Annotated in this window: 21 protein-coding genes; 11 read left to right on the plus strand and 10 right to left on the minus strand. The window is 39.7% G+C overall.

Annotated features, from left to right (window positions below):
• Window positions 1–106: 106 nt before the first annotated feature.
• The gene (locus AC1M9M_RS10540; protein WP_481596301.1) at window positions 107–1414 is read left to right on the plus strand and encodes an OmpP1/FadL family transporter; all 1308 of its coding nucleotides are present in this window, start codon (window positions 107–109) and stop codon (window positions 1412–1414) included.
• A 294-nt stretch (window positions 1415–1708) separates the two neighbouring features.
• Window positions 1709–2896 carry an OmpP1/FadL family transporter gene (locus AC1M9M_RS10545; RefSeq protein ID WP_481596302.1) on the plus strand — a complete coding sequence of 396 codons (1188 nt, stop codon included), beginning with the start codon at window positions 1709–1711 and terminating at the stop codon, window positions 2894–2896.
• A 51-nt stretch (window positions 2897–2947) separates the two neighbouring features.
• Here the strand turns inward: AC1M9M_RS10545 and thrH are convergent, their stop codons facing one another.
• Complete coding sequence (gene thrH, locus AC1M9M_RS10550; RefSeq protein ID WP_035269809.1) at window positions 2948–3565, minus strand: bifunctional phosphoserine phosphatase/homoserine phosphotransferase ThrH; 618 nt, start codon at window positions 3563–3565, stop codon at window positions 2948–2950.
• A gap of 198 nt (window positions 3566–3763) precedes the next feature.
• On the opposite strand from thrH, the gene AC1M9M_RS10555 reads away from it, so the two are divergent.
• Both AC1M9M_RS10555 and AC1M9M_RS10560 read left to right on the plus strand, forming a co-directional pair.
• Window positions 3764–4498, plus strand: coding sequence for a phosphoadenylyl-sulfate reductase (locus tag AC1M9M_RS10555; protein WP_035269807.1), 735 nt, complete (start codon window positions 3764–3766; stop codon window positions 4496–4498).
• A gap of 166 nt (window positions 4499–4664) precedes the next feature.
• Entirely contained in the window at window positions 4665–6119 is a 1455-nt protein-coding gene (locus tag AC1M9M_RS10560; RefSeq protein WP_481591639.1) for a WS/DGAT/MGAT family O-acyltransferase, read from the plus strand.
• 52 nt (window positions 6120–6171) lie between these two features.
• On the opposite strand, the gene AC1M9M_RS10565 is transcribed toward AC1M9M_RS10560, so the two are convergent.
• The 6 genes from AC1M9M_RS10565 to AC1M9M_RS10590 form a co-directional block, all read right to left on the minus strand.
• Window positions 6172–6339, minus strand: a complete 168-nt coding sequence (locus AC1M9M_RS10565) for a PA1571 family protein (protein WP_171076802.1) — start codon at window positions 6337–6339, stop codon at window positions 6172–6174.
• 136 nt (window positions 6340–6475) lie between these two features.
• Complete coding sequence (rng, locus tag AC1M9M_RS10570) at window positions 6476–7930, minus strand: ribonuclease G (protein WP_035269804.1); 1455 nt, start codon at window positions 7928–7930, stop codon at window positions 6476–6478.
• Between the two features lie 51 nt (window positions 7931–7981).
• The gene (locus AC1M9M_RS10575) at window positions 7982–8548 is read right to left on the minus strand and encodes a Maf family nucleotide pyrophosphatase (RefSeq protein ID WP_035269801.1); all 567 of its coding nucleotides are present in this window, start codon (window positions 8546–8548) and stop codon (window positions 7982–7984) included.
• Window positions 8536–9030, minus strand: coding sequence for a rod shape-determining protein MreD (gene mreD, locus AC1M9M_RS10580; protein WP_481591637.1), 495 nt, complete (start codon window positions 9028–9030; stop codon window positions 8536–8538). Before mreD ends, AC1M9M_RS10575 begins: the two co-directional genes overlap by 13 nt.
• Complete coding sequence (mreC, locus tag AC1M9M_RS10585; RefSeq protein WP_035269796.1) at window positions 9017–9874, minus strand: rod shape-determining protein MreC; 858 nt, start codon at window positions 9872–9874, stop codon at window positions 9017–9019. Before mreC ends, mreD begins: the two co-directional genes overlap by 14 nt.
• 30 nt (window positions 9875–9904) lie before the next feature.
• Window positions 9905–10951: a rod shape-determining protein gene (locus AC1M9M_RS10590; protein ID WP_035269793.1), complete on the minus strand. Its 1047-nt coding sequence runs from the start codon at window positions 10949–10951 to the stop codon at window positions 9905–9907.
• A 133-nt stretch (window positions 10952–11084) separates the two neighbouring features.
• Here AC1M9M_RS10590 and gatC point away from each other — a divergent pair, with 133 nt between their 5' ends.
• Genes gatC through gatB form a run of 3 tightly spaced genes read left to right on the plus strand, consistent with a single transcriptional unit; the run spans window position 11085 to window position 14398 of the window.
• On the plus strand, window positions 11085–11399 hold the full coding sequence (gene gatC, locus AC1M9M_RS10595) for an Asp-tRNA(Asn)/Glu-tRNA(Gln) amidotransferase subunit GatC (RefSeq protein ID WP_035269791.1): 315 nt from the start codon (window positions 11085–11087) through the stop codon (window positions 11397–11399).
• Window positions 11400–11444: 45 nt separating this feature from the next.
• Entirely contained in the window at window positions 11445–12923 is a 1479-nt protein-coding gene (gene gatA / locus AC1M9M_RS10600) for an Asp-tRNA(Asn)/Glu-tRNA(Gln) amidotransferase subunit GatA (protein WP_481596303.1), read from the plus strand.
• Window positions 12923–14398, plus strand: a complete 1476-nt coding sequence (gatB, locus tag AC1M9M_RS10605) for an Asp-tRNA(Asn)/Glu-tRNA(Gln) amidotransferase subunit GatB (RefSeq protein WP_481596304.1) — start codon at window positions 12923–12925, stop codon at window positions 14396–14398. The genes gatA and gatB overlap by 1 nt, the downstream gene beginning before the upstream one ends.
• Window positions 14399–14444: 46 nt before the next feature.
• Here gatB and AC1M9M_RS10610 read toward each other — a convergent pair whose 3' ends face one another.
• A complete protein-coding gene (locus tag AC1M9M_RS10610) occupies window positions 14445–15740 on the minus strand; it encodes a hypothetical protein (RefSeq protein WP_481596305.1) in 1296 nt (431 codons plus the stop codon).
• Window positions 15741–16194: 454 nt separating this feature from the next.
• Here AC1M9M_RS10610 and AC1M9M_RS10615 point away from each other — a divergent pair, with 454 nt between their 5' ends.
• Entirely contained in the window at window positions 16195–17094 is a 900-nt protein-coding gene (locus tag AC1M9M_RS10615; RefSeq protein ID WP_481596306.1) for an NADP-dependent oxidoreductase, read from the plus strand.
• Between the two features lie 137 nt (window positions 17095–17231).
• Here AC1M9M_RS10615 and AC1M9M_RS10620 read toward each other — a convergent pair whose 3' ends face one another.
• On the minus strand, window positions 17232–17717 hold the full coding sequence (locus AC1M9M_RS10620) for a hypothetical protein (protein ID WP_481596307.1): 486 nt from the start codon (window positions 17715–17717) through the stop codon (window positions 17232–17234).
• A 308-nt stretch (window positions 17718–18025) separates the two neighbouring features.
• On the opposite strand from AC1M9M_RS10620, the gene salA reads away from it, so the two are divergent.
• The 3 genes from salA to AC1M9M_RS10635 all read left to right on the plus strand — a co-directional run bounded on the left by salA (window position 18026) and on the right by AC1M9M_RS10635 (window position 21770).
• The gene (salA, locus tag AC1M9M_RS10625; protein WP_481596308.1) at window positions 18026–19333 is read left to right on the plus strand and encodes a salicylate 1-monooxygenase; all 1308 of its coding nucleotides are present in this window, start codon (window positions 18026–18028) and stop codon (window positions 19331–19333) included.
• 58 nt (window positions 19334–19391) lie between these two features.
• A complete protein-coding gene (locus tag AC1M9M_RS10630; RefSeq protein ID WP_481596309.1) occupies window positions 19392–20756 on the plus strand; it encodes an aromatic acid/H+ symport family MFS transporter in 1365 nt (454 codons plus the stop codon).
• Window positions 20757–20879: 123 nt separating this feature from the next.
• Entirely contained in the window at window positions 20880–21770 is an 891-nt protein-coding gene (locus AC1M9M_RS10635) for a LysR family transcriptional regulator (protein ID WP_481596349.1), read from the plus strand.
• 71 nt (window positions 21771–21841) lie between these two features.
• Here the strand turns inward: AC1M9M_RS10635 and sbmA are convergent, their stop codons facing one another.
• On the minus strand, window positions 21842–23041 hold the full coding sequence (sbmA, locus tag AC1M9M_RS10640; RefSeq protein ID WP_481596310.1) for a peptide antibiotic transporter SbmA: 1200 nt from the start codon (window positions 23039–23041) through the stop codon (window positions 21842–21844).
• Window positions 23042–23146 lie beyond the last annotated feature (105 nt).

Here is a 23146-nt window from a genome sequence, read left to right on the forward strand (position 1 = left end):
GTGTTATTTTGTGAATATATGATTTAGGATCAGTTTAAGATAACTAATCCTCAATTCAATTGGAAAATACAAAATAATTCATTGAAGAAGATCAGGGAAAATTCAAGTGAAATTAACAAAATTATCAGCTGCTGTATTATTTGGTTTAGCATCATCAGGTTCTTTTGCTGCTGCTTTAGATCGTTCTGGACAATCTATTTCATCATTCCTTCAACCAGGAAATTACTTTGAAGCAGGTATCTCAATTTTAGATCCATCAGTATCAGGTAAAGAAACTGTTGGATTAGAAAGAAATATTGATGATATGGCTGGCGATTATTATTTCCCTTCAGCTGCTTTAAAATTGCAATTAAATGACAATTTTTCATTTGGCTTAATCTACGATCAACCATTTGGAGCTGATGCAACCTATCATGGGGAAAACAATTTTGTTGCAGCACCAACTGATACTATTCTTACTGGTCTACCATTACAAACAGGTTTGTTAGGTGCTTCTGCCCCAACAGGAAGTACATCTGTAGAAGTAGATACACAAAACTTATCTATGATTTTTGGTTTTCAGCCAAATGAGAATATTAATTTATATGCTGGTCCTGCATACCAATCAATCAAGGGTAATGTAAGTCTTCGCGGTCAAGCTTATAGTGTATTTAATGGCTATGATGCAAATATTAGTGAAGATTATGCATGGGGTTGGTTAGCTGGTGCAGCATATCAAATTCCAGAGATTGCATTAAAAGCCTCAATCACTTATCGCTCTGAAATCGATCATAAATTTAAAGCTGACGAAAATATTGCTTTAGCAGCTGCTGCACCCTTATTAGCTGGTTCAGGTGCAGTACCCGCTCCTCTTTTACCAGCTTTAACAGGCTTCGCTGCGGCAAATAATGCTGAAGGAAGTACAAAAATTACTACTCCTCAGTCTGTTAACATTGATTTTCAATCAGGCATTATGGAAAACACTGTTGCATTTGCAAATTTACGTTGGGTTGATTGGTCTAGTTTCTCAATTCAACCCTACAAATTTGGTGTAGCTTCACAAGCTGTAGGTGGTCTAGTAAACCGTCCTAACGGTTTTAACTTAGTTGAATATGCTGATGACCAAATTTCTGCAACCGTAGGTGTTGGCAGAAAATTAAGTGAACAATGGGCAGGTAATGTCTCAGTTGGCTGGGATTCTGGTGCCGGAAATCCTGTATCAACACTTGGTCCTACCGAAGGTTATTGGAATGTGGGCTTAGGTCTTCAATATAGCCCTACCCCCGCTACGTTTATCGCAGGTGGTGTTAAATACTTCTGGTTAGGTGATGCTAAGGCTCAAACTGGGGCTCAAGCTGGTGGGAATGAATACGTTGCAGAATTTAAAGACAATGACGCTTTAGCTTACGGTCTTAAAATCGGCTATAAATTCTAATCATTCGTCAATAAAAAAGACCACATGATTGTGGTCTTTTTTTATTTTTATACAAGTATAAATTAATTGTTTGTTATATCATCATTTAAAATAAAAAAACGACACAAACTACAATTCCTTTTTTGCTCAATAATACTTTTTAAAAACATGGACATAATTATTTAATCTCATAACTTGATAATGAAGCAATATAAATTTGATTATATTTCAATCATTTCCGAGTATTTACTCTTTTTTTATTTATGTTATTTTTCATGCAATTTTTTCGCCATATGGCATTCATGGATGAACATCATGAAATTTAAAGTACTTTCATACTCAGTCTTATTATCTACACTCCCATTAAGTTCAATTTACGCCGCAGGATTAGATCGTTCAGGTCAGTCGATTTCAGCATTTCTCCAATCAGGTAATTATGCAGAAGCTGGCATTTCTGTTTTAGATCCTACCGTTAAAGGTTCTTCCACAGTGATTAATAAAATCACTGGTCAGGATTTAACAGGCGAAAAAATTACCGATATGGGCAGTGATTATTATTTTGTAAACACTGCTCTTAAACTACAGATTACTGACCAAGTTTCTTTAGGATTAATTTACGATCAGCCTTTTGGTGCAGATGCATTATACGATGCTAAAAATCAATCATTTGGCAATAGTTTAAGTGGTACATCAGTTGAAGTTAAGACACAAAATTTAACTGCACTCATTGGCTATCAACCCACTGAAAATTGGAATTTTTATGCTGGTCCAGTATGGCAAACAGTTGAAGCTGATATCAATTTAAAAGGTAGTGCATACCAAGTCTTAAATGGCTATAACATCCATGTAGACCAAAAAGAAGCTTATGGCTGGATTGCAGGTACTGCATACCAAATTCCAAAAATTGCATTAAAAGCATCTATCACTTATCGCTCTGAGATTAAACACAAAGCTCAGTCGAATGAAACCTCGCTCCTTCCACTTTACGCCGATGCATTAAAAAAGCCTGAGTTTAATAGATTAGAGAAGATCGCTGCAGTAACTGAAGCAGTTACTCCACAATCTGTAAATATTGATTTACAGTCTGGAATTGCAACAAACACTTTGGCGTTTGCTAACCTGCGTTGGGTTCATTGGGATCAATTTACGGTTACACCTAAATTACTTGGATTAGTTGGACAGGACCTCATTTCGTATTCCGATGATCAGTACTCTGCAACCTTAGGTGTTGCACATAAATTTAATGATCAATGGGCAGCAACCACAACTGTAGGCTATGACTCTGGAGCTGGAAACCCTGTAACCACTTTAGGTCCAACTGAAGGTTATTGGAGTGTAGGCTTAGGTGGTCAATTCAACCCATCACAGCAAAGCTTTATTCAAGCTGGTGTTAAATATTTCTGGTTAGGCGATGCAACTGCACAAACGGGTGGCATAAATGTTGGAGAATTCAGCAACAATTATGCATTAGGTTATGGCATGAAAATCGGGTATCGATTCTAACAATTGTTATAAGAAAAGGACGCTAAAGCGTCCTTTTTTCAAAGTAATAATTTAAGCTGGAATATCACGAACAGAAGCGTTGCGAATCGCTTCTTTCAATGCAGCATAACCATTAATCGCAGGAAATTGTGGGAATTCTGCAATTACATTATCTGGCGCATCAAATAAGAAACCTTGATCTGCTTCACCGAGCATCGTGGTATCGTTATACGAGTCGCCTGCAGCAATTACACGGAAATTTAAACCGTGTAAAGCTTGCACTGCTTTACGTTTTTGATCAGGTTGACGTAGTTTATAATTTGTAATCATACCATTTTCGTCAGTTTCTAATTTGTGACAGAAAATCGTAGGCCAACCTAACTGCTTCATCAATGGATGAGCAAATTCATAGAATGTGTCAGATAAAATGATGAGTTGGAAATGAGTACGTACCCACTCGACAAACTCCTTAGCGCCTTCAAACGGTCCCATATCTGCAATAACAGCTTGAATGTCATTTAAACCTAAACCATGTTGTTTAAGAATATTTAAACGCTGAGTCATGAGCACATCGTAGTCTGGAATATCTCGAGTTGTTGCTTCAAGCTCTTTAATTCCTGTTTTTTTTGCAAAATTAATCCAAATTTCAGGAACCAAAACGCCTTCAAGATCTAGACAAACGATTTCCATGATACTGCCCTCAGCATTAATAAAATTTGCAATATCATAGCCGAAGATTGTTGAATATCGATGTAATTTTTTAAATCTATTTTATTCATAAGTATTTATTTTTATTTCATAAGATAAATCTCTGAATTCAACTAAAATATACATCAAATATTTTAATATAGGACTTGTTGTTTCCAAGCCTATATCGCCAGGATTCTCATGACTACCATTCCAAGCATAGATTTAATTGATGCACTTGCATCAGAGTATGAAGATAAATCCCCTTCGGAAATTATAGCCTTAGCTTTAAATCAAACAGGTGAAATTGCCATTTCATTTTCAGGTGCTGAAGATGTTGTATTGATTGATATGGCTGCAAATTTAGGTAAACCTTTTCGCGTGTTTAGTCTTGATACAGGTCGCTTGCATTCAGAAACTTATCAATTTATTGAGACTGTTCGTAAGCACTATAATATCAACATTGAAATATGTTTCCCGGAAGCTGAAGCTGTTCAGAATCTGGTCAACGAAAAAGGACTGTTTAGCTTTTATCAAGATGATCATAAAGAGTGTTGTGGTATCCGTAAGGTTCAACCTCTTCGTAAAAAGCTAGCAACACTTGATGGTTGGATCACGGGTCAACGTAAAGATCAAAGTCCGGGTACACGTACTGAAATTCCAGTGATTCAAGCTGATCTAGGTTTTTCAGGTGAAGGTAAACAACTCATTAAATACAACCCTTTGGCGAATTGGACGAGTGCTGACGTTTGGAATTATATTCGCATGATGGAAATTCCATATAATCCATTGCATGAAAAAGGTTTTATTTCAATTGGATGTGAACCATGCACGCGTCCAGTACTTCCAAATCAGCACGAGCGTGAAGGTCGTTGGTGGTGGGAAGAAGCAACGCATAAAGAATGTGGTTTACATTCAGGTAATTTAAAAAAGTAAAAACTGTCTCACAAAGTTTTAAGCCACTGATTTAAAGTGGCTTTTTTGTACTGACCATTCATTAAAAAAATTTATGCCCCCTCCAACAAATACGTCTATACTGATCTCTTGGATTGATAATTCTAAAAAACAATTTTAGAAATTTGCAGTGAGGCAAACCTAGACTATGCGCCCATTACACCCGCTTGATTTTATTTTCTTATCTTTGGAAAAAAGACAACAGCCCATGCATGTTGGCGGATTATTTTTATTTGAAATTCCAGAAGATGCGCCACCAACCTTTATTCAAGATTTAGTGGCAGATATTCGCAACTCAAAATCTATTCCAATTCCACCGTTTAATAATAAATTAAACGGACTGTTTTGGGACACAGACACTGAATTCGATCTTGATCATCACTTCAGACATATTGCTCTACCACATCCTGGTCGTATTCGTGAGCTACTCACCTACATTTCCCAAGAGCACAGTTCATTAATTGATCGAGCTAAGCCATTATGGATGTGTCATATCATTGAAGGCATTGAAGGGAATCGTTTCGCCATGTATTTCAAAATACATCATGGGATGGTCGATGGTATTGCAGGCATGCGTTTAATTGAAAAATCACTCTCTCATGATCCAAATGCAAGAAGTATCGTTCCGCCATGGTGTGTTGAAGGTCCGCGTGCTAAGCGACTTAAAACACCTAAAGTAAGCCGTGCAAAACAAATCTTGTCTAATTTGAAAGGTCAAGTGCAGTCTACACCGGGTGTATTCAAAGTGCTGTCTGAAACTGTCTTTAAAGATATGGGACGTAATCCGGACTATGTATCTAGTTTTCAAGCCCCAAGTAGTATTCTGAATCAAAAAGTCAGCTCATCACGTCGTTTCGCTGCTCAGTCATATGAGTTTAAGCGTCTCAACCATATTTCAAAATCACTGGGTGTGACCATTAACGATATTGTGCTTGCGATTTGTTCCGGTGCTTTACGTGAATATTTAATCAGTCAAAGTGCTTTACCAGAAAAACCATTAATCGCTATGGTTCCTGTCTCCGTTCGTACGGATGATTCAGATATGTCAAATCGTATTACGATGATTCTGGCGAACTTAGCGACACATAAAGCCGATCCATTAGAACGACTCGATCTTATTCGTCGTAGCGTAATGAATGCGAAACAAAAATTCAAACGCATGACTTCAGATCAGATTCTCAACTATAGTGCCTTCGTATATGGTCCTGCAGGTTTAAATATCATCTCTGGTTTAGCACCTAAACGTCAGGCATTTAACCTCGTTATTTCTAACGTACCAGGGCCTAAAGAGCCGCTATATTGGAATGGTGCACGTTTGGACGCACTTTACCCTGCTTCTATCGTACTTGATGGTCAAGCGTTGAATATCACAATGACCAGTTATATGGATAAATTAGAAGTCGGTTTAACCGCATGTCGAAATGCTTTGCCTAAGATGCAAAATTTATTGACCCATTTAGAAGATGAGATTCAACGATTTGAAAAAATTGTGGGGCTACCTGAAGATGACAAACCGCAGATTATGAAAAAGGCTACTAAGCGTAGTGTAACAAAGAAACAAGTAGTAGCGGATATAGAAGTTGCAAATGAAAAACCAGCTTAAGGCTGTATATTTCGATATTTACAAAAAAATTAAGGGGCTTTAAAAAGGCCCCTTAATTTTTAATATTACGACACTGCTTGATTAATTGCTGACAGAGAGAAACGACCATCGCTTGTGTAACTCGAACTTCTTGACCTTGATCGTTGAGCATCAAGCAAGCGCTTTTGTTTGAATCCACAATTTGACGATGGCTACCCGCTAATTGTTCCGTTAAATTCATACCCACTTTGACCTCACTTTGCTAAGACAACATCGCTGTCTTTGGCTATTCGATTTGATTTCTTAAGTATTGAGAAATCGAGATCGAATGTAAAATCTCAGTTGTAACAAGTGTTTAACGATATTCTGTTACAATTTCAATTCAAAATGATATCGTATTGCTCTTGCGTGTATAAATTTTCGACTTGGAACTTAATGACACGTTTCACAAAATGCTCTAAATCAGAGACGGCCGCAGCTTCTACGGTTAATAATCGATCCACAACCGATGGATGCGCAACGACAGTAAAGTCAGTCTGAGACTCAAAATCTCGAGCATATCTTAATATCTCTCGAAAGATTTCGTAACAAACAGTCTCGGCACTTTTCACATAACCACGTCCCTGACACGTTGGACAAGACTCACATAACAAATGTTCAAGTGATTCACGCGTCCGTTTACGCGTCATTTCTACCAAGCCAAGCTCAGACACTTGAGTAATTTTAGTTTTTGCATGGTCACGTTCTAAGACTTTTTCAAATTGCTTAAGCACTTCATCACGGTGTGAGGCCTCTTGCATATCAATAAAGTCAATAATGATAATTCCACCTAAGTTGCGCAGTCTGAGTTGACGCACAATGACTTGTGTCGCTTCCATGTTGGTCTTAAAGACGGTGTCCTCAAGAGAGCGTCCACCTACATATGAGCCTGTATTGACGTCAATAGTGGTCATGGCCTCCGTCTGATCAATCATGAGATAACCACCAGACTTTAAAGCAACACGTGTTTGCAGTGCTTTTTGAATATCTGTTTCAACATTGTATAAGTCGAATATCGGACACTCACCAGGATAATGTTTCAGACGATCAACCATATTTGGTACAAACTCAGCCACGAACTCTTGTAGCTTGCCAAACACTTCTCTTGAATCGACTTGAATTTTTACCGTATCTTCATTTGCCAGATCACGGATGATACGTTGAGGAAGTGGTAGCTCTTCAAAGATAAGTGATGGCACCACGACACTTTTTTGTTTACGCTGAATAAATTCCCAAAGTTTTGCCAAATACGCCATATCTTGCGCAATAGCGGCTTCTTCGATCCCCTCTGCTGCAGTTCGTACAATGACAGAACCGGGTAACTTATGTTCAGCTTGAATACGCTCAATGATCGAACGTAAACGATCACGCTCTTCTTCTGATTCGATTCGCTGAGACACGCCAGTATGATGTCCATAAGGCATCATCACCAAATAGCGAGAAGGAATGGAAAGATCAGTACTTAAACGCGCACCTTTCGTGCCTAACATATCTTTCATGACCTGCACTGTCAGAATCTGACCTGGTTGCAGAAGATCAAAGACATTTGGCGTCGGTTGATTACGAGGCCAAATCATGTCATTGATATGTAAAAAAGCAGTACGAGATAAGCCAATGTCTACAAATGCCGCTTGCATACCAGGCAATACACGTACAACTTTGGCTTTATAAATATTCCCGACTAAACCACGTTTAGCGTTGCGTTCAACAAATAGTTCGTTGACCGTCCCATTTTCAACTAACGCCACCCGACACTCCATTGGGGTGACGTTAATCAACAACTCGTCAGACATAAAAAACACTCAAAACATTATAAAAATTTTTTAAAAGGTTAATTTAGTGCCTTAACCACTTTTCAATATTTGATTCAGTAACTGTGATGTTTCATGTAAAGGCAAACCCACCACATTGGTGTAGCTACCTTCAATACGAGGAACGAACTTTGCGGCGATTCCTTGTATTGCGTAAGCCCCTGCTTTTCCTACAGGTTCCCCAGTTGACCAATATTCTTCCATATCATGATGACTGAGTGATTGAAAATCAACCTTTGTGCTCACTACCGTACTTATTGTTTTATGTTGTGAAGCCACACAAAGGCCACTGAGAACTTCATGCTGACGCCCTGACAAGGATTGCCAAATTTCAAACGCATGTTGCTTCGAGTCAGGTTTGCCAATAATTTGCCCATCTAAACTGAGGCTTGTATCTGCAGCAATGACCACCGCATCTGGAAATTGTGCTAAAACAACCTGAGCTTTTTGTTCTGCCAAACGTCGAACATAATCATGTGCTTGCTCACCATCATGTACAGACTCATCGATTTCTGGACTAAAAATATCAAATTTAAGTCCAAGCTGTGCAAGCAGTTCTTTACGCCGAGGCGAGCTCGACGCCAGGATTAAATTCGCCATTTTCTAAGCAAATAATACAAGATGGGCCAAGTTAAAATACTGCTCATTAGTGGCTGCCAATGACGAGTTATCGAAAATTGCATATCGGAAATAATTTGTGCAAAAAGGACGTAAATCAAATGTGCCAATATAGCAACACTAGCGATTGCCCAAGTATTTCCAAACGTCATTAAACGGCGTTCACGCACAAACCAACGGATGCTAAATGTTAGTAAAACGAAGCTTAACGCATGTAATCCAAGGGGTGCATCAAGCAGTAAATCGGTAAATAATCCGACTGCAAAAGCAAACCAAACACCACACCATGTCGGTTGAAGCAAGATCCAATACATCGTAATCATCAGCATGATCAGCGGTCGCCATCCTGCCAATGAATAAGACAGCGGATACACCACCAAGACTGAACCAATAATGATTGAAAGCACGATGATCCATAGTGGATCACGTGTTTTAACTGATGATATTTTTTTAGCGCTGAGCATGAGGTTGCTCCATGGCTAATGAGTCTGAGAACAGTACCACTACATGGTGTCCACCGGCCAACTGAGCTGCAGGTTTCACGTCTATCTGCGCAAACTCACCGGTATTTTCACGCTTAACTTTGGACACTGTTCCGACCAAATAACCCGCAGGAAAATGTTGTCCTAAACCTGAACTATACACCTTGTCCCCGACTTTGACGTTAGCGCTGGTCGGTACATATTCCATTTTCAGACGACCTAAATCACCAGTGCCTGACACAATGGCACGCATGCCAGAGTTTTCAAGACGTACTGATAGGGAGTGTTCTTTATCAGACAATAACATGACACGGCTACTGTGCGGATAAACATTGATGATCTGCCCCATGATACCGTTATCATCCAACACCGTTTGCCCGACCCGCAGTTGGCTCGCAGCACCGCGGTTAATGATAATGATATGACGTAATGGATCAGCATCTGTGCCAATCACCTCAGAGATTTCCATACGACCGTCAATGATCAAAGGCGTATCCAATAATCCACGTAAGCGCGTATTTTCAGCAGAGAGTTCTGAGAGTTTTTGAAGGCGAACCTGAGCCTGAAGCAGCTCTGCCTGCATCGCAGTATTCTCACGACGCAATTGCGCTTCAGACTTGGTTTGTTGACTGAGCCATTCTTTCGATAAAACGGGATAACTTGCAATGGCATAAATGGGATTGTATGCCGCGTACAAGACATCTCTTGCTGGTTGAATCAAGTGTGGAGCACGCCAATTAAACATTAACACGAACAAACACACGATGACTGCAATGATGAAAGAGCGAAAAGATGGCGGTTGTCTTGAAAACAGATTCGGTTGCACCGCCTCGTCCTTAAATTAAATTACAGAAAATTAACCAACAAACAGCATGTCATGGTTCGGGTTGTCAAAGAGTTCTAAGACTTTACCACCACCACGTGTTACGCAAGAAAGTGGATCTTCAGCAACTACTACTGGCAAACCTGTTTCTTGTGACAATAACTTGTCTAAGTTACGTAATAACGCACCACCACCAGTCAATACAATACCGCGCTCCGCGATATCTGATGACAACTCAGGAGGTGTTTGTTCAAGCGCAGATTTCACTGCAGAGACAATGCTTTGCAATGGATCAGTGATTGCTTGAGTAATTTCATCAGAAGTCACCGTAATTGCGCGCGGAACACCTTCCGCCAAGTTACGACCGCGAACTTCGATTTCTAACACTTTGCCATCTTCATCAGGAAGCGCCATACCCACTTCTTTTTTGATGGTTTCAGCTGTCGTTTCACCAATGACGCAACCGTGTGCTTTACGAACATAATGAATAATTTGTTCGTCAAAAACATCACCACCAATGCGTAATGAGTCTGCATAGACACAACCTTGCAATGAAATGATTGCAATTTCAGTTGTACCACCACCTACGTCTACGACCATCGAACCACATGCTTGCTCAACTGGCATACCTGCACCAATCGCTGCTGCCATTGGCTCTTCGATTAAACGTACATCACGTGCGCCTGCATTGAATACAGCCTCACGAATCGCACGACGTTCAACCAAAGTTGATTTACATGGCACACACACCACAACACGTGGCGCTGGTGGGAAAAGACGCTTTTCATGCACTTTACCAATAAATTGGTTTAACATGGTCTCAGTGACTTCGAAATCCGCAATCACGCCATCTTTCATTGGACGAATTGCAGAAATATTCGCAGGGGTACGACCAAGCATTTGCTTAGCATCCAAGCCAACAGCGGCAACTATTTTTTGTGAACCACTGTGACGAATTGCCACAACAGTCGGTTCATTTAATATAATGCCCCGTCCTGGCGCATAAATTAGTGTATTAGCGGTGCCTAAATCTATGGCTAGATCTGGCGAAAACAAGCCAATTAGTCGTTTTAGAATCACGGGTCGTTCTCAGTTCAACGTTATATAGACGTAAGATGGCAACTTTAACTAAATGTGATGCTTTGGACAAGTCAATCGCTTATTATAACGCATGATATTTTGAATATTTTTATTACTGATTAGGTGAGACAGCATGTCAGCATCAGATGCTCAGCAATCTGCAGATTTAAATGCACAAACCGTTTCAAGCATTGCACACTTAGCACGCTTGTCTTTGGATGACACTCAATCTGCTGAATATGCTCAAAGTTTGAATAAAATTTTAGGAATGATGGAAACCTTGAAAGGCATTGATACCGAAGGTGTTGAGCCACTTAAGAGTCCATTTGACCATCCGCAGCCATTACGTGAAGACGCTGTGTCTGAACAAAACCATCGTGATGACTATCAAGCCGTTGCACCAGCTGTGCAAGACGGTTTGTATCTTGTTCCACGTGTAATTGAATAATTGTTCAGTTTTGCCCTATTTAAATTTTAGTTAAGAATTTTTCTCATGACAGATTTACATCGCTTATCGGTTCGTGAACTTATCGATGGTTTAGCAACCGCTAAATTCTCTTCACGTGAATTGACGCAACATTATTTAAACCGTATTGAAAAAATTGATGCGCAAGTCAAATCTTATGTTACTGTGACTGCTGAACAAGCATTGGCTCAAGCTGATGCAGCTGATGCAGCGATCAAAGCAGGTACAGCAACCACTTTGACTGGTTTACCTATTGCACATAAAGATATTTTCTGTACGCAAGGCATTAAAACCACGGCTGGTTCTAAAATGCTAGACAACTTTATCTCTCCGTACGACGCAACCGTTGTAGCGAAAGGTAAAGCTGCGGGTCTAGTGACTTTAGGTAAACTGAACATGGACGAATTTGCCATGGGCTCTACATCAGAGTCATCTTACTTTGGTGCAACGGCGAACCCTTGGGCGCTTGACCGTGTTCCGGGTGGTTCTTCAGGCGGTTCTGCTGCGGCTGTAGCAGCTGACCTTGCACCGTTTGCGACTGGTACAGATACAGGTGGTTCAATCCGTCAACCTGCATCGTTCTGTGGCCTTACAGGCTTAAAACCAACCTATGGTCGTGTATCACGTTTCGGTATGATTGCCTATGCATCATCACTTGACCAAGGCGGTCCAATGGCGCGTTCGGCAGAAGACTGTGCTTACCTCATGAACGTGATGGCAGGACATGACGCAAAAGATTCAACCTCTGTACAAAAAGATGCTGATGACTACGTTGCAAACTTGAACGGCACGTCTGTAAAAGGTTTACGCATTGGTATTCCTAAACAGTACTTTAATGTTGAAGGTTTAGCTGCTGACGTTAAATCTCGTGTTGAAGAATCTCTAAAAAAATTGGAAGAGATGGGCGCAACGCTTGTTGAAATTGACCTCAACATGACTGAGGCATATGTTCCAACCTATTACCTGATTGCCCCTGCTGAAGCATCTTCTAACTTGTCACGTTTTGACGGCGTACGTTATGGCTACCGCTGTGAAGATCCAAAAGACATCATGGACTTGTACAAACGTTCTCGTTCTGAAGGTTTTGGTGCTGAAGTTCAACGCCGTATTTTGATTGGTACTTATGCGCTGTCTGCAGGTTATTACGATGCCTACTATGTCAAAGCACAAAAAGTACGTCGTTTAATCCAACAAGATTTCTTAAAAGCATTCGAGTCTGTTGACGTGATTGCTGCGCCTTCTGCGCCAACAACGGCGTATAAGATTGGTGCAAACCTTTCTCCAGTTGAAATGTACTTGGGTGATATCTATACCATCGCGGTCAACCTTGCTGGTCTTCCTGCGATTAACGCGCCTGTTGGTTTTGATCAAAATAATTTACCTGTTGGCTTACAGTTGATTGGTAACTACTGGTCAGAATCTCAATTGTTGTCTGTGGTGCACCAATACCAACAAGCAACTGATTGGCACACCAAACGCGCTGCAATTGCTGAGGAGAATGCATAATGGCGAAGAACAATGCAAAACCTAAGTCAAATTTGATTGATGGTTGGGAAGTCGTTATTGGTATTGAGATTCACACTCAACTTGCGACTAAATCTAAAATCTTCTCAGGTTCTTCAACTGAATTTGGTCAAGACCCAAATACACAAGCGAGCCTTGTTGATTTGGCAATGCCGGGTGTGTTGCCTGTATTGAACAAAGAAGTGGTTGATCTTGCGATTCGCTTTGGTTTGGGTATCGATGCGTACATCGACCAAGCGTCAGTATTTGCACGTAAAAACTACTTCTACCCTGACTCTCCAAAAGGCTACCAAATCAGCCAAATGGACAACCCGATTGTTGGCTTGGGTCATATCGACATCCAACTTGAAGATGGTACGACTAAACGCATTGGCGTGACTCGTGCACATTTAGAGGAAGATGCAGGTAAATCAATCCATGACCAATTTGAAGGCATGTCAGGTATCGATTTAAACCGTGCAGGCACACCACTTCTTGAGATTGTATCTGAACCTGATATGCGCTCTGTAGAAGAAGCGGTTGCTTATATTAAAGCGATTCACACACTCGTGCGTTGGTTAGGTATTTCTGATGGTAACATGGCAGAAGGTTCTTTCCGTGCCGACTGTAACGTGTCTTTACGCCGTCCGGGTCAACCTTTCGGTACACGTTGTGAGCTTAAAAACCTCAACTCATTCCGTTTCATCGAACAAGCGATCAATGTTGAAATTGAACGTCAAATGGAAATCTTGGAATGGGATGGCACCATCGACCAAGAAACTCGTTTGTTCGACCCTGTGAAAATGGAAACGCGTTCAATGCGTTCTAAAGAAGAAGCGAACGATTACCGCTACTTCCCTGACCCAGACTTGTTGCCTGTGATCATTGCAGATGAGCAAATCGAAGCGATTAAAGCGACGATGCCTGAGCTTCCTGCTGCACGTCGTGCACGTTTCGTAGCGGACTTTGGTGTAACTGAGTACGATGCGCACGTATTGACGCTAACTCGTGAAATGTCAGAGTTTTATGAAGACGTGGTAAAAGCTGCTGGCGGTGCTGCACAAGGTAAGATTGCTGCAAACTGGGTGATGGGTGAATTCTCAGGTGCTTTAAACAAAGCGGGCTTAGAGTTGGTTGACTCTCCTGTAACAGCAGAGAAACTTGGTGGCATGATTGCACGTATTGTGGACAACACGATTAACGGTAAGATTGCGAAACAAGTGTTCGGCTTTATGTGGGAAGAAGGCAAAACTGCGGACGAGATTATTGCGGAAAAAGGCTTAAAACAGGAAACTGATACAGGCGCAATTGAAGCAATTATTAAGGACGTGCTTGCTGCCAACGAGAAGATGGTTGAAGAGTATAAATCTGGTAAAGAGAAAGCCTTTAACGGTCTTGTGGGTCAAGTGATGAAAGCAGCGAAAGGTAAAGCCAACCCTGCACAAGTGAATGAATTGATGAAGAAATTGATTGGTTGATCTTATCAGTTTTGAAAAAAAACCCGCGAAAGCGGGTTTTTTGATGCTAAGTTGAAGATATAAGCGATTCATTTCCATCTATAAATCCATATAAACCTGTAAAATCATAATCGGGATCATTTTCTAATATTTTTTCAATAATTAATTTATGATCCCTTTTAGCACGGCTGCGGTCATAACACTGAGAATTGTGATTAATCTTATTAGATAAGTTTTTTAATTGTTGAAAACTAAAATTTTCGTAATAAGGACGGATTAATTGATCAAACCTCTCATTAGCTGAATCAAATGACACTGAAAAACAATACCCCTCAATACAGTAGTCATAGAATTTATCTTTACAACTATATTCACCAGCTTCATCTTCAATAATATTAAAGTTTGATAATGAATAGTTTTTTGAAATTTTAATTAAAAAATCTATGTAATCAACAATACGTTTAAACTTGATTAATTGAAATTTACTATCACTTGTCTCAATGATTGTTGTTATCGTTTGAATAGAGTTATCACTAAAATATTCAAAACACCATCTATTCTTCAATAAAAAATTAAGTAGAGTTTCTTTTAAATTATCTTCTAACTGAAGGTCAGAAATAAAATCTTTTTCTTTAATTAAAAACTCTATAAAAATCTGTTCTTTTCTATTAATTATACAATTTAAAATATCTAAATTAATTTCCTTATTGAGCCTTGTTTCCGAATTATCTACTCTAAAAAGAAACTTCCATAATGTCTTCAAAAACTTGAACAATACAGCATTAGGCATTTTTGAAAGGAATTTATGAGAAAAGTAACGATCTCTTTGCTCATAACTAACTAAAGTATCTCTAATAGTATTTAAATCTTTAAACACAACATCAATAATTTTAGACGAAAATAAAGCCTCTTTCGTAAATACGCTTTCTAAAGCATTTCTTATTAAACTATAAACGGTTTCCTTTGTTGGAGAATGCAATAAGTCTATTGAAGTAATAACAGGATGAGCTGAGACATGCCTCATTTTTTGTAAATGTTCTAAATTAGCAACTTCAAAAGTTTCAAAAAAGTTTATTTCCTTATGAAACTTATCGACAATTTCAGACTCCCACTTAGACGACTTAGGATCTTTAGTCTGCTCAACTTGAATATATTGAAGAACTTGTGCTGCTTTTGGATCATTATAAACACTATCCAACTCTTTCAATTTATGGACAAGATCCGTTACAACAACAGACCACAGCATCACGGTAGCAGACCTATAGTTTCCCATTGCATAGGAAGAGTAAACTTCTTTAAACAATTCTTTAGTATATGGGTTTTTAATGTTTTCAACTGATTCATCTATAGAAAAATAACTCATTTATTCCCCCCTTTAAATCTACATCGCAATCTAGCACAAAGAACTGTTTATTAAATAAGATGACCATCAAAAAAGTATCTTCTATCGCCAAACTCGAAGACTTAGGACATATCCAATTTTCAAAGTCTTTTTTTATGTGTGACTAAAGCCCTCACCCCCTTGCGAAGCAATGCTTCTCATCCCAAAGGGAGACGGAGAAATCGTTGCGAATCATATAACAACATGAATTTAATATTGGACGTTCCCTCTCCTGAGCAAGATTTAAAGCATTGCTTTTAAATCGAAGCGCAAGTGATGAGAATCCTCAAAATATATTTTTGAGGTTCGTAAAGGAGAGGCATCTTTTAAAATAAAAAATCTAAACATCAGAAAACACTGTTCTATTTTTCGATCTTCATTTGCCTGCTTTCACTCTTCTATACTGATTTCATCATCAAGAAGAATGAAACAAATCATGAAATCAACAGTACTCAACGCCCAAAGCTACGGACAACCCGAAGTCCTTGAATTTACAGACTACACACTCCCACCATTAAACCCTGACATGGCACGCATCCAAGTCAAAGCCGCAGGGATTAACCCCATTGATGCACGTCGCATGACAGGTGAATTCAAACATGCAAAACTCCCACAAACCTTTGGAACTGAGTTTGCAGGGGTAATCGTAGACCTACCTGAAAACAGTGTATGGAAAGTCGGTGACGAAGTGTTGGGTTCTGGTGGAGCATTTACCCATGCCACAGTGATTGATGTGCCTATCGCAAATTTAGTTAAAAAACCTAAAAATTTAGACTGGTCGATTGCAGGCTCGATTGCAGGAGCAGCTCAAACTGCCATGACCATTTTAGATGAAATTGGTCCAATGCAGAGCTTATTGGTACACGGTGGGTCAGGCGGTGTGGGTTCAATCACCATTCAATTGGCAGTGAGTCGCGGCATTACAGTTGTGGCAACAGCATCAGCAAAAAACCAAGACTATATCCGCAGTTTAGGTGCGATTCCTGTCATGTACGGCGAAGGTTTAATTGAGCGTCTGAAACAAGTCCATCCAGGTCAATTTGATGCTTCGATTGATATGGCAGGTAACGAGGATGCCACTCAAGCCTCATTGGCAACAGTGAAAAATGGCGGATTTATGGGCACGATTGCAGGACGCAAACTGTCATCCGCTAAAATTCAAGCGGTCTGGGTTAAACGTAATGTTTCCAATTTAAAACATGTGGTCGAAGGCGTTGCAAATAACACCTTCAATTGGACAGTCAGTCGTGAATATCCTTTTACAGAAGCACAGCAAGCCTATCGAGACATTTTAGAGGGTCATACGCAAGGTAAAAGTGTGCTGCTATTCAAATAATTTCTATGCGTACAATGTGAAAAGGCAGGATATCATCCTGCCTTTTCTTTAGTTCGAATTTTGATATTGAGTAACTCTACCCTACATTCATCAATCGCCAAATTATGTATATTCTTACGATTGATTGAAATCAGAGATTAGCGAGTGATCCCAAGCTTGTTCCAAATATCAGGGGTAAGGAATGTTGTCACCAATTTATTTAAATCAATATAACGCACCACCCCTTTTAGCTGATTATTCACTTCAGGGTTTTTAATGATTTCTTCGCCTGCACTACGACCCAATGCTTGGAAACTTTCACCAACAGCTTGAATACCCTCAGCTTGAATCACCGCTTTGGTCTGTGTTGAACATTGTTCTACGATCACACGTTGCAAGACTTGCGCTAACTTTTGATCCAATGCCGTACGTTGTTCAGCACTGACATTACTAAACCCTTTTAAATCAGGATGAGTAGACAGTGCTGAATATGTCCACTGTAATACTGTCGTTTTATCAGCAGCAGTCGTCGACTTAACCAAACAATCACTCAATTGATCTACAGCTGCTCCCGCATTCGAAAATGTCGATACGCCCATGATCAAAGCCGATGCACACAGTGTACGTAAAACAGTTTTATTCATTTTTAATGTCATCACTTAAACTCAATTTTCATCGTTGTCATTATCATTTTTGTTGTATCACATTCAGAAAGTATTTCCCTACAGATACACTGTAAAACAAGTAAGCACATGAAAATTTAGGTAGTAAATTTGCTAAATCATGCACATGAATGATCATATATTGACAATAAAGCTTCAAAACCAGTGGAAATAGACGTGAATTTCAAACTATCAATTTTTTAAATAGTTTTCACCAAAATATATAAATTGGATAAGTAGTTAAAAATCAGTAATGATCTTATTCAGGGCAAAAAACTCGGAATTGAATCATGGAAAGAAGAATTAAGATTGCGCTCATTGGTGGTGGTATTGCTGGATTAGCTTTAATGACCAACTTAGTAAAAAATAAAAAATTTGATGTGCATTTATATGAGTCAGCAGCACAATTTTCTGAAATTGGCGCAGGCATTTCATTTGGTGCCAATGCTGTTAAAGCAATTGAACTTCTAGGCTTGGGTGAAGAATATCACGCCATTGCGGATACAGTTGCTGCGCCTTATCAAGATATTTGGTTCCAATGGCGTAATGGCTATACCGATGAATACCTATCGGCTTCGATCGCACCTCAAGTCGGTCAATCTTCAGTGCATCGTGCTGATTTTTTAGATGCACTTATTCCATTCGTTCCTTCACAAAATGCACATTTCAATAAACGTGTGCAATCTGTTGAAGCTTCGAGCGCTGGAGTACGTTTAACCTTTCAAGATGGTGAAGTGGTTGAAGCAGATTACGTGATTGGTTGTGATGGTATCCATTCTGTTGTGCGTGATCATGTATTGGCATCGCATCAACTTCCAAAAGTCGATCCTCAGTTTTCAGGAACATGGGCTTATCGCGGCATTATCAAGTATTTAGATTTTAAACAGGTTATTGCAGAACTTGGACACGATCCTGAACTTGCAGATGTCCCACAAATGTTATTGGGTAAAGACAAACACATCTTAACTTTCCCTATTCGTAAAGGTGAAGAAATCAATATTGTTGCCTTTAAATCAGATCGCAAGAATACAACTCTGCCAGAAGGGACTCCTTGGACACGACCAACAACCAAAACTGAAATGCTGGCTGATTTTGCGGATTGGAGTGAGAGCTGTCGCGCATTACTGAACTTAATTGAAAAACCTACCATCTGGGCCCTTCATGAGATTGAGCCACTTAAGACCTATCAAAACAGCGAACACAATGTCATTTTGATTGGTGATGCAGCACATGCGATGTTGCCACACCAAGGAGCTGGTGCTGGTCAAGGTCTTGAAGATGCTTTAATTCTTTCTGCATTATTCAAACATCTGGAACATCACTCAGCGCAAATCTGCTCTGAAGACCTTGCACAACTCTCTCATGTCTATGAGCAACTGCGCAAAGAGCGTGCCATCCGTGTACAAAACACGTCACGCGAATCTGGTGAGATTTACGAATTATATTCCCCCCTATATCCAGACTTTGACAGTGTAGGTCAACATTTGGCACACCGTTTTGATTGGTTATGGCAACACGATTTAGAAAAAGACGTTGTACTCGCACAACAACGCTTAGGCCAAGCAATAGAGAAACATCTCGTGGCTGAAGCCATATAAATAAGCAAAAACATTAACAGGACTGTTATCAACCGATTCATTGACCAGGGAGGTCTCCATGAATACGTTAAATGCAAATGAAATTATTGATCATGCCAAACTCAAAGCCATTCACTGGCGAGTCATCTTACTCAGCGCATTGATTATTATTTTTGATGGCTATGACTTAGTCATCTACGGTGTGGCATTGCCTAAACTCATGCAAGAATGGGCAATCGATCCAATGACGGCGGGCTTCTTAGGAAGTCTTGCCCTCTTTGGCATGATGTTTGGAGCCATCATTTTTGGCAGTATGAGTGACAAACTTGAAAAATATGGCTTTAGCCGTAAGAAACTGATTGCAGTTTGTATTGTCATTTTTAGTGGTTTTACCGTGATGTGTGGCCTAGCGAGCAATCCTCAAGAGTTCGGGATCTATCGCTTTATTGCTGGCTTAGGTCTTGGTGGCGTGATGCCGAACGTTATTACACTAATGACGGAGTATGCGCCTAAACGTTTACGCTCCACCTTAGTGTCATTGATGTTTAGTGGTTACGCTGTAGGCGGAATGTGCTCTGCCATTTTAGGCATGTGGCTAGTACCGCAATTTGGCTGGAAAATCATGTTTATGATTGCAGGTATTCCACTCATTCTATTGCCAATCATTTGGAAGTTATTGCCTGAATCCATCGATTACTTGGTTCGTCAAAATAAGCATAAAGAAGCTGCTCACATCTTAGAACAAATTGACACAAATCTAAGAATTCCTGCTTATATGCGCATTAGTCTGCATCAAGAAAACCAAGAATCGTCTAAATCACCAGTGAAAGACTTATTTACTGAAAGTCGTGGAGTAACCACTGTTCTATTCTGGGCAAGTGTCTTTATGGCATTGGTATTGGTATACGCGCTTGGTAACTGGTTACCTAAACTGATGATGGAAGCTGGCTACAACCTCTCAACCAGTTTAGTGTTCCTATTTGCGCTCAATATTGGTGGTATGCTGGGTGCAATTTTTGGTGGTTTTTTTGCTGATAAATTCAGTTTACCTAAAGTTCTTTGCACCTTGTTTGTGAGCGGCGCAATTTCCCTATTCTTGTTAAGCTATAACTTACCAACCATGGTGCTTTACTTCTGTGTAGCAGTCGCAGGTGCAGCATCGATTGGCGGACAAATTTTATTGTTGGCTTATATGTCACAATATTATTCATCTAACATACGTGCGACAGGTCTAGGTATGGCACTTGGCGTAGGTCGTTTAGGCGCAATTTTGGGTCCAATCTTATGTGGATGGTTACTTAGCCTTAATTTGCCAGTGCAATATAATTTCATTGCCTTATCTATCCCTTGTATGATTGCAGTGATCAGTGTGACTGCGATCCATCTGCGCAATAAAAAAATTGCAGGCGCAGCAAACGGCGTTAAAAACGTGGCTTATGAGTAGATGATTCATCAACAACATGTAAGTCATTAAAAATAAAAGAGAGAGTTAACTCTCTCTTTTTTTGTTACAGTGGTTATTCGATATAGCGACTGTCTCTAAATATTTACAAGGAATGTAAAGTTGATCGATTTAAGTCTGATTAAAGTTTTTATTATTATTTATCAAACTCAAAATATCAGTCACGCCGCAGAGCGCTTGAATCTCAGCCAACCTTCTGTCACCTATAATTTAAATCGACTGCGGAAAATGCTGAATGATCAGCTTTTTGTACGTAACAAGTTTGGTGTTAAACCCACAAAGCTTGCACAAAGTCTTTATCCAAGTTTCTACGAAGCGATTGTTAAAATTGATATGGCGATTGATTCTGCCAAGCATTTCGACCCGCTAACCTCTTCAAAAGTATTTCGTTTAGGCATTTCTGATTTAGGAGAAATTTGTTTACTTCCCTCGCTGATTGAATATTTAGAACAACATGCTCCCAATATCAAACTTGAAATTGAGGAAATTCACTCTGAAAAAGTAGAGGAATGGCTGGTTGAAGGCTTTTTGGATGTGGCCGTTTTTAATAGCAGTCACACCATTATGCCCAAAATTGAATCTCGAAATTTGTTTGAGGAACGTTATGTCTGTATCGCTAAAAAAGAGCATCCGCGCATACAGCAGAAGCTCAGCATGGAAGCGTATTTATCGGAAAAACATGTTGCGATCAAATCGAGTACTGGTCATATTGAAATTGATCAGCGTTTAAAAGAACTCGGTCATTCTCGTCAGATCATGCTTGAAGTCCCACATTTCAGTGTTTTGCAGAACGTGGTGAAACACTCAGAACTTCTGGTTACTTTGCCTTCGAGAGCCGCGAAGGTTTATCAGCAGCATACGGATATCCAAATTTTTGAACTCCCTTTTGAGGTTCGTCCATTCAATGTCAGTGTTAACTGGTATAACCATAAGGATGACTTAGACGCACGTAAGTGGTTTTGTAAGATTCTAAAAAATATTTTCAGCACGCTCTAAGTTCCCACTCAGACATAAAAAAGGCTCGTCTATACGAGCCTTTTTTTAATAATTTAAATCCATGATGGACACTACTTATCCAAAATAGATTCAAATGCTTTTAGACGTTTACGGATAGAAAGTAGTTCAATAATCGTTTTCCACGAACTCACCAAGTATTGGAATGACTCACGAACACGATTGAATACACCCATAATTTGTTGGATCAATCCCAGTGTCAACAGGCCTGCTGCAATCGCGGGGAACAACACAAATAACATATAGAGATTGTCCAGTTGTCCATACCAACGTGCAAACAAGTTGAAATAGGCATAATGGAAATACAATTTAAAATAGTTAGCACGAATATTCTTAAAAAGTTGTTTTAAGGTTGCAGGTTGCGCACGATTTTCATGGTCTTCGCCGTATACCAACTCTTTACGATATGCCGCTTCCACTTTTTGATTATTAAATTCTAATCCTGGCAGTTTCATACCCACCACCATCAATAAGACAGTACCAAATACCGCCCATCCAATCGCAGCCCATACTAAAGAATATTGCAACTCACCAATAAACGGTAAAACAGGCACTTTCGCAGACAAAGCAAATAATAAAGGAAGAAAGGCAATTAACATCAGTACTGCACGGACTAACTCAACCCCTAAATCCTCAACGATCGTTGCAAAACGCATGGTGTCTTCCTGTACACGTTGCGAAGCACCTTCGATATGACGCAATTTCTCCCAATGCTGAACATAGTATTCGTTCATTGCTGTACGCCATCTAAAAATATAGTGACTGGTAAAGAAAGCGCTGATGACGCCTGATGTCACTGAAATACTGGCCAAGCTGATAAAGGTCCATGATTCCGCATAGAGTTTATCCACCTCACCACCACCAGAATTTAAAATCTGTTGAATAGAATCCCAAAATGGTACATACCATGCATTCACAGCAACGCTGACTTGTACTGTTAACCAAATATTAAAAAGGATAAATGCAGATCCCCATACTGACCAACGCTGCCACGGATTGTCTGATTTTATTTTCCAAAACAGTGCAAATAAGGCGGTCGCCACCAAGAACCATAGATAGAACCACAAAAATTGCGGTGACCAAAAACGACTGATATTAATCGCAAGTTCAGCCTCTGCATAACCTTGAGGAAAACCTAAATATTCGCCCCATTGTTTTCCATCCGCAAAAAACCATAAAGCGAGATTAATAAAAAACCATAAGATGACAGAGAGAAAAAACCACTTTGGGTTCGGAAAAAATGACTTAAACATTCAGCGCTTATATCCCTAATTTTGTTTGAATGAATTTTCTGAATAGTAATCCTAATTCTGCTGAGTCGGTGCGTTTTTTAGAAATTTTTTGTTATATCTATTGCA

This window comes from Acinetobacter sp. ANC_7503 (genome assembly GCF_056780035.1).

What these genes read in the sequence shown, in the direction of transcription:
- AC1M9M_RS10545 (WP_481596302.1), top strand. Translation starts at nt 1,709, where the DNA reads ATGAAATTTAAAGTACTTTCATACTCAGTCTTATTATCTACACTCCCA.
- thrH (WP_035269809.1), bottom strand. Translation starts at nt 3,565, where the DNA reads ATGGAAATCGTTTGTCTAGATCTTGAAGGCGTTTTGGTTCCTGAAATT.
- AC1M9M_RS10555 (WP_035269807.1), top strand. Translation starts at nt 3,764, where the DNA reads ATGACTACCATTCCAAGCATAGATTTAATTGATGCACTTGCATCAGAG.
- AC1M9M_RS10560 (WP_481591639.1), top strand. Translation starts at nt 4,665, where the DNA reads ATGCGCCCATTACACCCGCTTGATTTTATTTTCTTATCTTTGGAAAAA.
- AC1M9M_RS10565 (WP_171076802.1), bottom strand. Translation starts at nt 6,339, where the DNA reads ATGAATTTAACGGAACAATTAGCGGGTAGCCATCGTCAAATTGTGGAT.
- rng (WP_035269804.1), bottom strand. Translation starts at nt 7,930, where the DNA reads ATGTCTGACGAGTTGTTGATTAACGTCACCCCAATGGAGTGTCGGGTG.
- AC1M9M_RS10575 (WP_035269801.1), bottom strand. Translation starts at nt 8,548, where the DNA reads ATGGCGAATTTAATCCTGGCGTCGAGCTCGCCTCGGCGTAAAGAACTG.
- mreD (WP_481591637.1), bottom strand. Translation starts at nt 9,030, where the DNA reads ATGCTCAGCGCTAAAAAAATATCATCAGTTAAAACACGTGATCCACTA.
- gatC (WP_035269791.1), top strand. Translation starts at nt 11,085, where the DNA reads ATGTCAGCATCAGATGCTCAGCAATCTGCAGATTTAAATGCACAAACC.
- gatA (WP_481596303.1), top strand. Translation starts at nt 11,445, where the DNA reads ATGACAGATTTACATCGCTTATCGGTTCGTGAACTTATCGATGGTTTA.
- gatB (WP_481596304.1), top strand. Translation starts at nt 12,923, where the DNA reads ATGGCGAAGAACAATGCAAAACCTAAGTCAAATTTGATTGATGGTTGG.
- AC1M9M_RS10610 (WP_481596305.1), bottom strand. Translation starts at nt 15,740, where the DNA reads ATGAGTTATTTTTCTATAGATGAATCAGTTGAAAACATTAAAAACCCA.
- AC1M9M_RS10615 (WP_481596306.1), top strand. Translation starts at nt 16,195, where the DNA reads ATGAAATCAACAGTACTCAACGCCCAAAGCTACGGACAACCCGAAGTC.
- AC1M9M_RS10620 (WP_481596307.1), bottom strand. Translation starts at nt 17,717, where the DNA reads ATGAATAAAACTGTTTTACGTACACTGTGTGCATCGGCTTTGATCATG.
- salA (WP_481596308.1), top strand. Translation starts at nt 18,026, where the DNA reads ATGGAAAGAAGAATTAAGATTGCGCTCATTGGTGGTGGTATTGCTGGA.
- AC1M9M_RS10630 (WP_481596309.1), top strand. Translation starts at nt 19,392, where the DNA reads ATGAATACGTTAAATGCAAATGAAATTATTGATCATGCCAAACTCAAA.
- sbmA (WP_481596310.1), bottom strand. Translation starts at nt 23,041, where the DNA reads ATGTTTAAGTCATTTTTTCCGAACCCAAAGTGGTTTTTTCTCTCTGTC.